The organism is Candidatus Albibeggiatoa sp. nov. BB20, assembly GCA_016744725.1.
GTDB lineage: Bacteria > Pseudomonadota > Gammaproteobacteria > Beggiatoales > Beggiatoaceae > Albibeggiatoa.
Map to the genome: position 1 here is coordinate 1 of JADGDW010000165.1, position 9,628 is coordinate 9,628.

Consider the following 9,628-nt stretch of genomic DNA (forward strand, 5'->3'; position numbering starts at 1 on the left):
CTTGTAGTGATACTGCAACATGCTCAGAATATAGCGAACATAAAGCTCTGAATTTAAAAGTTGTTTTTCTGTATCATTCAGATTTGGTTTATCTGATTTTAAATCTAAAATGAGTATTTTGTATTTATTTTCTAAGTCTGGAATAACTAAAACTAAATCACAACTTTTATTGACACTTTCTAATGCTCTATTAAGATAAATAGATAGTTGTTGAAAACAGATTTTATTTTTAGGAGAGTCATCGTAATCAAGAGTAAATGCAAATGAATCAACAGGTACATTTGTTATATGTAATTTATTTATCTTACTGTTTACCCCTTTTTCTCTAAGAACAAGTTCTCTATCGCCTGTAATAATATCTAAAACAACGTCAGGATTTATAATTTTTCTAAATGCATCCTGTACTTTCATTCTGGCATACCGTAAAACAAGTCATCTGCTAGTTTGTTGGCATCAGCAATAATATCATCAAAAATTTCCATGTTAATTCCATAACGGTCAACAGGGACAATTTTGATAGTATGATCTGTTTTCACAGCATACGCTTTTACTTGTTCTGGACGTAATACGTCTTGTTCAACAATTTTGGCATTTTGCATGATAGATTGCTTATTTTCTATCTGGCTGTTTAACATTATTTTATTATTAATTTCTCGAATCAAATAATCACTATGCGTTGTAATCAGTACTTTAACTCCTGCATTGACTAAACGTGCTAACAGACTTGCCATTTTACGTTGATTATCAGGGTGTAGATTTAATTCGGGTTCATCAATAATCAATATGCCATGAGGTTCAGCAAGGCAATTAATATATAAATCTATTAAAAATAAAGTTTTAACTGCTGATGATGTAAGATAAAGAGGAATGATAACTCTATCACGATTTCGCTCTTTTCTTGGTTGGTAATATATATTGCCATCAATATTTTTAAAGCTGCCATCAAGAATACTTTGTAACGCATCAAATATAGGTTTATATTTTTGCCGATTTGCTCGAATAAAACTCTTGCGCTTACTTAAATTTTCATAATCTCGAATGACACCAATATTATCTTGAATAGGACGAGCATAGCGAGAGCGCATACTATTAAGCAAAGCTATTGGATCGTCATTGGGTTTATCATTTTTATAAAGATGCTCTAAAATGGCGTTTCTACTTATATCTAATTCTTTATAAAATAAGGAAATAGTAGTGCGTTCTGAGGTCGCAATAAATGCTTTTAGAAACATATTTTCAAACAAACAATTGGAAACTACATTCCCAACTATGTCCCCAATAATGCGACTTGAGAGTTTTGTTTCTTGTTTTTCTTGTTCTCCAACCTGTAAAGCAATAGACAATATTGATTCATTAGGGGCTTTATCAAAAAGTAAAGTTAAAGACCTATTCTGACCAAATTTAGTCGTTTGCTTAAACCCAAAGTTCAAATTATTATGAAAGTGCTTATATGTAAAATCAATTATTGTATTTTTAAAAAAATCATCTGGGGCATTAAAGTAATTTGTTAACCCTTGTGTAAATTTTTGAGATGCTTGCTTGAAATAATCATTTATTTTTGTCTGATAGTCTTCTAAATTAATATTTAGAGAGCCATCATTTTTTAATATTTCAATTTGTTCTGATGAGATAGGTATTTCAACTAATTCTCTAAAGTGTTTAAGAAAGCCATAAATACCATAGCTTACATAAGTTTTTCCCACATTATTAGGACCACAAATGATTGTGAGGTCGCCAAGCTCAACTTCACCATTATCTATAAATCCGTACTGATTAAATTTGAATTTCATTGCTTGAAAAGACCCCTTATTATAGAAAATGCTGAGTCAGAAAAGGGTATGCTAATTTTAGAATTTTGAAAAGAAATTTTATTAAGAGGGCGGAAAAAATAAATAAACAAGAAAGTACCATTGCAGCACTTTCTTGCACAAAAAAACAACTATTTATCCATAGATAAACTATAAATATAGGCTGTTAACAATTTAATTTTTTCATCGCCTAAGAATTCACCATGAGCAGGCATACGGTTTTGTCGACCATGCTTAATAGTTTGTTCAATATCAGCAACATTACTGCCATATAACCAAGTTTCATCAGCCAAGTTTGGTGCACCTAATGCAGTCATACCCGTACCATCAGGCATGTGACATGCTTGACATACTTTGCCAAATACAGCCTTACCTTGCTCAGCTACAGCGGCATCATGCTCGCGACCACTTAAGCTTAATACGTACTGTGCAACGGCTTTCACATCAGCATCACCTTCTAAACGGTTTGCTTCAGCAGAAGGCATCAAACCATTACGACCATTAGTAATTGTTTCAATAATTTGAGCAGGCTGACCACCCCATAACCAATCACTATCACGTAAGTTTGGATAACCTTGAACACCGCCTGCATCAGAACCATGACAAGCAATACAATAGGTTGAGAATAAACGTTGACCAATTTGGGTCGCAGCTGGGTCTTTTGCTAACTCAGGTACTTCCATTTGACCATAACGTGCATAAGTAGGTGCAAAACGTGCCTGAGCACTGGCCATTTCGCGTTCATATTCTACAATTTGACTTTCTTTTAAAAATCCTGGGAAAGAACCAAGTGAAGGATATAAAAATACATAAAATAATCCAAACACTAAAGTAATATAGAACATATTTAACCACCACATCGGCAATGGATTATTATATTCTTCTAAATCTTCATCCCAGACATGCCCCATGGTTTGTACATCTTCATCAGAATTAGGGCGATCGCCACCCAACCACAGGATTAAAGCAAAACAGGCCAAAATACTGAGTAATGTGCCTATTGTAATAAACCAGTCCCAGAACGAACTTGTGAAAACACCTTCAACAAAATACATACAGAATCTCCTTAACGTTTTTCGATGTTGTCCTCTTCTTCATCGAGAACTAGGCGCGATGCTTCGTCAAAATCTTTTTTATTTCGACTACTATATGCCCAAATCACGATGCCCAAGAAGAGAATCATAACGGCTACAGTCCAAGCGGATTGTAAAAAGACAAGTAAGTCCATCTTATCGAACCGTCTTAACTGTTGTACCCATGCCTTGTAAGTAGGCAACAATGGCATCAAGTTCAGTCACACCGTCTAAATCTGTAGGTGCTTTGTCAATTTCTTCTTGGCTATAAGGATGACCAAAAACGTTTTTCAATTGCTGCATCCGATATTGCATCACATTACCATCAACCATGCCTTCAGCTAACCAAGGGTAACCTGGCATAACAGATTCAGGCACAACACTGCGTGGATCCATTAGATGTTGAACATGCCATTCATCACTGTAGCGACCACCAACACGATGTAAGTCAGGGCCTGTACGTTTTGAACCCCATTGGAACGGACGGTCATAAACGAATTCACTCGCAACAGAATAGTGACCATAACGCTCTGTTTCAGCACGGAATGGACGAATCATTTGAGAGTGACATACACTACAGGATTCACGGATATAAATATCACGTCCTGCTAACTGAATTGCAGAATAGGGTTTTAAGCCATCTGCAGGCTCGATCATGTCTTTCATATAAAATAAAGGCACGATTTGAATTAAACCACCGACACTAATGACAAGGATGATTAAGATAATCATTAACCCGAGATTTTTCTCGACCTTCTCATGTCCTGTTGAAGCTGCCATGTAAAAAATCCTCCAAAAAGTAAGCTATTGAATATCTACATTGCTCTCAATGCAGATATTCAGTTCATTTTAGTGAGCGGGTGCTGGCTCAAGAATGCTATCGTTTATGCCTTCTTCAGTTTTTTCAGCCGCAGTGATGGTTAACAAGATATTAATTGTCATAATTAACATACCCGTTAAGAATAATGCGCCACCCACAAAACGAGTTACATAGAAAGGATGCATTGCAGCAACAGATTCAACAAAGCTGTAAGTCAATGTACCGTCAGGATTCACCGCACGCCACATTAAGCCTTGCATGATACCTGATACCCACATTGCTGAAATGTAAAGTACGATACCGATGGTTGCTAACCAGAAGTGTAATTCAACTAAGCCTAAGCTATATAATTTACGACCAAATACGCGAGGAATTAAGTAGTACAAACTACCCATAGAAATCATTGCAACCCAACCTAACGCACCAGAATGAACATGACCAATAGTCCAATCAGTATAGTGAGATAATGCGTTAACCGTTTTAATTGCCATCATTGGACCTTCAAACGTAGACATACCGTAGAAAGAAAGTGCAACGATTAAGAAACGTAAAATTGGATCAGTACGTAATTTGTCCCAAGCACCTGATAAAGTCATGATACCGTTAATCATACCGCCCCAAGAAGGTGCTAATAAAATCAATGACATAACCATACCTAAAGATTGTGTCCAATCAGGTAATGCTGTGTAATGTAAATGGTGCGGGCCTGCCCAAATGTACGTAAAGATTAACGCCCAGAAGTGAACGATAGATAAACGGTAAGAGTAAACAGGGCGACCTGCTTGTTTAGGGATGAAGTAATACATCATGCCTAAGAAGCCTGCAGTTAAGAAGAAACCTACCGCATTATGACCGTACCACCATTGCACCATCGCATCTTGAACACCCGCATACGCTGAGTAAGATTTCCACATACCAACAGGTAGTGCTAAGTTGTTAAAGATATGTAACATGGCAATTGTGAGAATAAACGCACCATAGAACCAGTTTGCGACATAAATATGTTTTACTTTGCGTTGCGTAATCGTACCAAAGAATACGATTGCATACACTATCCAAACCACTGCAATGGCAATATCAATAGGCCATTCTAATTCCGCGTACTCTTTAGTTGTTGTAAGACCTAAAGGTAAGGTAATTGCTGCCGATAATAAGATAGCCAACCAACCCCAGAAAGTGACGGCTGCTAATTTATCTGAAATTAAACGGGTATGACAGGTACGTTGTACCACGTAATAAGAGGTTGCAAATAAAGCAGAGCCACCGAAACCGAAAATGACGGCATTAGTATGTAACGGTCGAATACGACTAAACGTAATATAGGGGATATCAAAGTTTAGCCACGGCCACGCTAATTCCGCAGCGGCGTAGACACCGACCAACATGCCGATGACACCCATGGCGATAGACAGAAGTGCAAACTGCCTAACCACCGTATAGTTATAAGTAGTTGCTTCTTCACTCATTGAAGTTGCCTCCTCAATACTTAAAGGTAGAAAATAAAAAGATGAATACTGTTAATGCTATTAATCCGAAAACCCATCTTAAGTGGAAAAGTATTATTATGAACGACTTGCCTCATAAGCCATTTACGCAGGCGATACATAACCTTATTCACCTGCATTTTAAACTGCAATTTATACCTTATAGCTGTATAAGCGTCAAATTTTTTTGAATTATCCACTTTAGGCTATGTATCACATAAATCAAAATATCTATTAACATAAGTTAATTTTGTTTGCAACTTGATTTTTATAGAAAAATAGGTGGATATTCATAAATAAAGAGAAATGTTATGAAATATTAATAGTTCGTGTTTTTTATAACTTACTAAACTTATGGGTATAAACCTAAGTGGATTATAAGCTTTAAAATTTATTTATACTGTATTAAAAATAAATGTGCTTAACTCACAAAAACAGGCGTTCATTGGTATTGAGTGCTGAGTCATAAATTAATCAAGTATTTGAGCAAATATCCATTTGGATTTATAACTTGTTGTCTATCATAAATAGAATTAATATTTGATCGTAGATAATCTGAGAGAGAACATAATTATGTCGAAAAAGATTTTAATGTTGGTTGGCGATTTTGCTGAAGACTATGAAACCATGGTGCCATTTCAAGCACTTAAAATGCTAGGCTATGATGTGCAAGCCGTTTGTCCTGATAAAAAAGCGGGTGACATTATTCGAACTGCGGTGCATGATTTTGAAGGCGATCAAACCTATACCGAAAAACCAGGGCACAATTTCACGTTAAATGCGACTTTTGCTGATGTTGATAGCAATGATTTTATTGGCTTAGTCATACCAGGAGGACGCGCACCAGAATATATTAGATTGAACAAACGAGTAATTGAAATTGTACGTGAATTCGATCAAGCGAAAAAGCCCATTGCAGCGGTTTGTCACGGGCCTCAGCTATTGGCCGCCGCTGGTGTATTAGATGGTATCAAAGCCACTGCCTACCCAGCATGTCAGCCTGATGTGAATCAAGCCAATGGGCAATGGTGTGATATTGCGATTGACCAAGCGGTGACGGATGCTCATATTGTGACAGCACCTGCATGGCCTGCACATCCTGAATGGTTAGCCCAATTTATTAAGCTATTAGGCGCAAAAATTTCGATTTAATATCAATCCAAGTAATCATTCTTATTCTGATAGGAGTGATTACTATTTTTTTGTTGTAAAAACACCTATTGAAAGAAATATAATACAGCCAACTTATACAAGCTTATTCAATCGAGCAGTTGTTGAAGTGCATTAAAATTTCATATTTTAGTCTTGAAAAAAAACCGCACGTGCCCACTATACATGCTCAAAAACCTCATAAAATTTAGTGAATGGAGTCAAGTAGTATGAAGAAATTTCTGACCACTTCTGGTTTACTCATTGGACTCGCGCTGTTTCTAGCCGTCAATATCCTGAGTAATACCACTTTAAAGTCATTACGTTTAGACCTTACTGAAAACAATTTATACACGCTGTCAGAGGGCACTAAAAATATTCTGGCTAACCTTGATGAACCTGTTACCTTGCGTTTTTATCTATCTGAAAAACTAGCAACTCAGCTACCGGGGATTAATAGTTATGCAACTCGGGTTAAAGAGTTATTAGAAGAATATCAGCGTTATGTGGGTAGTAAATTACGTTTAGAAGTGATTGATCCAGAACCCTTTTCAGAACAAGAAGATCGTGCTGTGGGTTACGGTTTGCAAGGTGTACCAATCGATACTAGTAACACTAGTTTTTATTTTGGTTTAGTTGGTACTAATGCGGTAGATACTGAAGAAACCATCACTTTCTTCCAACCCGACCGAGAATCATTTTTAGAATATGATGTTAGCAAATTGGTTTATAAACTAGCCAATCCTAAACAGCCTGTTATGGGCATTATGAGCAGTTTGCCGATTCAAGGCAGTCCTAGCCCATTTATGCAAGATGCCGAGCAACCCATCATGATTGTGGATCAATTACGCCAGTTATTTGAAGTACGCAAGATTGAAACTACTGCAAGCACCATTGAAAATGATATTGATGTATTGATGATAGTTCATCCTAAGGCATTATCTGATAGCACCTTATACGCGATTGACCAGTTTATATTAGCAGGCGGTCGTGCAATGATTTTCGTTGACCCATATTCTGAAACCGATACCCCGCCACAAAATCCGCAAAATCCATTCGCCAACATGAATGCGCCACGTAATTCTGATTTAGCCAAATTATTTGACCAATGGGGTATTGAATTATTACAAGGTAAAGTGGTTGGAGATATGAATCTTGCGCAGCGGGTACAAATTCGTAAAGATTCACGAGCAGTGGTGATTGAATACCCTGTCTACATGGATTTAAATTCACCAGAATTCTTTAGCTCTAGCGATATTGTTACAGGTGATTTAGGTAATGTGAATCTAGCAACGGCGGGCAGCTTGACTCATAAACAAGGTGCAAGCACTGAAATGACCACGTTAATGATGAGTTCTGCACAAGCAATGGCGATTGATAGCACTAAATTAGGTATGTTTGCAGACCCAGAAGCCATGGTTAAAGAGTTTAAACCAGAGCAACAATTTATTTTAGCCGCCCGAATGACAGGACAAGTGAAAACCGCATTTCCTGATGGTAAACCCGTTGTTGAAGAAAATACTGAAGATGCGGCAGCACCTACACCTGAAGTTGATGTTCCTCACTTAACTGAATCCAAAGACAGCATCAATGTGATTGTGGTTGCAGATACGGATTTATTACAAGATCAATTCTGGGTTCAAGTACAAAATTTCTTGGGTCAACGGATTGCACTTCCTTTAGCTTCTAATGGTGATTTTGTGACTAATTCGATTGAAAGCTTGATGGGTAATAATGACTTAATCAGCGTGCGTAGTCGCGGCAGTTTTACTCGTCCATTCACCAAAGTGGAAGAAATTCAAAAAGTGGCTGAGCAACGTTTCCGTGAAAAAGAGCAAGAGGTGCAAGCGCGTTTAGAACAAACTGAGCAAAAGCTGGCTGAATTACAAAGCCAAAAGCAAGGTGGTAGCGCATTATTGCTAAGCACGGAACAACGCCAAGAATTAGAACGTTTCCGCCAGCAAAAAGTGCAAATTCGCAAAGAATTACGTGATGTACAACATCAGTTGCGTAAAGATATTGAAACCTTGGAAAGTCGGATGACATTCCTTAATATTGGTTTAATTCCATTTCTTATTGCATTTTTGGGTATTGGCTTAGCTTTATTCCGTCGTGAGAAACGAGTCAAATTAGCGGCTTAGGCGTTAAAATCCAATCAATTTAGGAGTGCAGAATAACTTTGTTTAAGTATGTTTTGTACTCCTGATTTAGAATGGGTTTTATGAACTATGGTGTTTAGCTATAGTCATTTTATTTTAAGATGATACAGGACTGGCAATCCTTGATTTTAAAACTATTTGATATTTAAAATATTTTAGGACTGCCAGTCCTCACACACTCAAGACAGAATTGACTATAATAGGAAATTGTAGAATTTCGTTTTACGTGACGACGCATTTTAACTCTTTAAACATTTATGAATCAATCACTTAAATAATGAGCTTTTAGTTTTTCGTAAAGACTGTCTGTACGATATTGAGCTGATTTATCCATATTGTTTCTACGCCACATTTCATTCCATAAATGCACCGCTTTAGAATCATTAATAATCATTGGATGAATGGGTTGGATTGTTTTTTGATAATTCCAATATTCAATTGGGCAAAAAATATGGAATGGCATGATATAACGTTGTAATTTGTGTATATTGACGGCTTCTGTTAACAGAGTGGGTCCCATTTCTCCTCATGCTAAATCTTGAGAATCTTTTTCTATTGATTTGTAATAACAGTATTCCATTAATTCTGAACCAGCAGAAGAGACACCCATCACACAATTTGTGGCTTTTAGCCCACCTTTTTTACGCTTCGCGCTAGCTAAAACATAAGCTTGCTTTTGCTCGAACGGCTGTAAACAAACTATATCACTATCAACCCAGTAGCCACCTTTTTCTAGTAATAATTTGTATCTAAACATATTAGCAAAGCCTGCATAACTATCATACATTTTATATTTGAAAATTTTGTTTCTGGGGATAATTTCATTTGCATCCATCACAATAGTATCTTTAGGTATATTTTTTACAGTATCGTATGTATACAAGTGGAATGAATGTCCATTTTTTAAAAAAGATGAAATACAAAGTTGTTCCATTGGTGATAAAGCATCACCGATCCAAAGACTTTGGATAATAGGGAGCATAAAGAAAAACCTTTTAAATACACAAATGTTAAAAAAACTTGTAAAAATAGGTGAAGCTGCAAAGATACTAGGTTCAAGTCCTGCCCAGTTAATGCAGCTCTAAACTTAAACACCTATGGTGTGGACACGTTACAGCCCACCTAAACGCACATA

Annotated in this window: 10 protein-coding genes; 2 read left to right on the forward strand and 8 right to left on the reverse strand. The window is 36.7% G+C overall.

Going from position 1 to position 9,628, the window contains the following annotated elements:
* From ABXH34_RS15445 to ccoN, 6 genes are all read right to left on the reverse strand, one after another.
* Positions 1-411 (reverse strand): hypothetical protein (locus tag ABXH34_RS15445; RefSeq protein ID WP_353572783.1); only part of this gene is annotated, 411 nt, incomplete at its 3' end.
* Positions 408-1,790 carry an AAA family ATPase gene (locus tag ABXH34_RS15450; RefSeq protein WP_353572784.1) on the reverse strand — a complete coding sequence of 461 codons (1,383 nt, stop codon included), beginning with the start codon at positions 1,788-1,790 and terminating at the stop codon, positions 408-410. The genes ABXH34_RS15450 and ABXH34_RS15445, both read right to left, overlap by 4 nt.
* Before the next feature lie 149 nt (positions 1,791-1,939).
* Positions 1,940-2,863, reverse strand: a complete 924-nt coding sequence (gene ccoP / locus ABXH34_RS15455; RefSeq protein ID WP_353572785.1) for a cytochrome-c oxidase, cbb3-type subunit III — start codon at positions 2,861-2,863, stop codon at positions 1,940-1,942.
* An 11-nt stretch (positions 2,864-2,874) separates the two neighbouring features.
* A complete protein-coding gene (locus tag ABXH34_RS15460) occupies positions 2,875-3,093 on the reverse strand; it encodes a cbb3-type cytochrome oxidase subunit 3 (RefSeq protein WP_353572792.1) in 219 nt (72 codons plus the stop codon).
* Positions 3,038-3,661: a cytochrome-c oxidase, cbb3-type subunit II gene (gene ccoO / locus ABXH34_RS15465; protein ID WP_353572786.1), complete on the reverse strand. Its 624-nt coding sequence runs from the start codon at positions 3,659-3,661 to the stop codon at positions 3,038-3,040. Before ccoO ends, ABXH34_RS15460 begins: the two co-directional genes overlap by 56 nt.
* 69 nt (positions 3,662-3,730) lie before the next feature.
* Positions 3,731-5,167 carry a cytochrome-c oxidase, cbb3-type subunit I gene (ccoN, locus tag ABXH34_RS15470; protein WP_353572787.1) on the reverse strand — a complete coding sequence of 479 codons (1,437 nt, stop codon included), beginning with the start codon at positions 5,165-5,167 and terminating at the stop codon, positions 3,731-3,733.
* A gap of 591 nt (positions 5,168-5,758) precedes the next feature.
* Here ccoN and ABXH34_RS15475 point away from each other — a divergent pair.
* Both ABXH34_RS15475 and ABXH34_RS15480 read left to right on the forward strand, forming a co-directional pair.
* Entirely contained in the window at positions 5,759-6,337 is a 579-nt protein-coding gene (locus ABXH34_RS15475; protein ID WP_353572788.1) for a DJ-1/PfpI family protein, read from the forward strand.
* Positions 6,338-6,564: 227 nt separating this feature from the next.
* Entirely contained in the window at positions 6,565-8,475 is a 1,911-nt protein-coding gene (locus ABXH34_RS15480) for a Gldg family protein (protein WP_353572789.1), read from the forward strand.
* Between the two features lie 280 nt (positions 8,476-8,755).
* On the opposite strand, the gene ABXH34_RS15485 is transcribed toward ABXH34_RS15480, so the two are convergent.
* Positions 8,756-9,013 carry a hypothetical protein gene (locus ABXH34_RS15485; protein ID WP_353572790.1) on the reverse strand — a complete coding sequence of 86 codons (258 nt, stop codon included), beginning with the start codon at positions 9,011-9,013 and terminating at the stop codon, positions 8,756-8,758.
* Between the two features lie 6 nt (positions 9,014-9,019).
* A complete protein-coding gene (locus ABXH34_RS15490; RefSeq protein ID WP_353572791.1) occupies positions 9,020-9,475 on the reverse strand; it encodes a glycosyltransferase in 456 nt (151 codons plus the stop codon).
* Positions 9,476-9,628: the final 153 nt, after the last annotated feature.